Origin of the sequence: Veronia nyctiphanis (genome assembly GCF_004116385.1) — a bacterium.
In the GTDB taxonomy this organism is placed as follows: Bacteria; Pseudomonadota; Gammaproteobacteria; order Enterobacterales; family Vibrionaceae; genus Veronia; species Veronia nyctiphanis.
Map to the genome: position 1 here is coordinate 1 of NZ_PEIB01000125.1, position 216 is coordinate 216.

1 protein-coding gene is annotated in these 216 nt (G+C 54.6%); it reads right to left on the reverse strand.

Translation table 11 applies throughout. The features are described from left to right. On the reverse strand, window positions 1–216 hold a 216-nt coding region (locus CS022_RS25165), incomplete at both ends, for a hypothetical protein (protein ID WP_161569760.1).

Consider the following 216-nt stretch of genomic DNA (forward strand, 5'->3'; position numbering starts at 1 on the left):
TGTTGCCACTCGCCGCCGTCAAACCGTACCCAGAATGTGGTATCGGTGTAATCGTTATCGCCGACCGTTGCGGTCCCCCCATCGATGTTAATTTCAACCCGGGTCGTGGTCGTGGATGGGTTACTTAAGGTGACGGTGATGGGATCTGTTTCAGCGCCCTCTGTCACCGTGACATTTGAGACACTCGCGATAGAAGGGGCGTCAGCATCATCATTG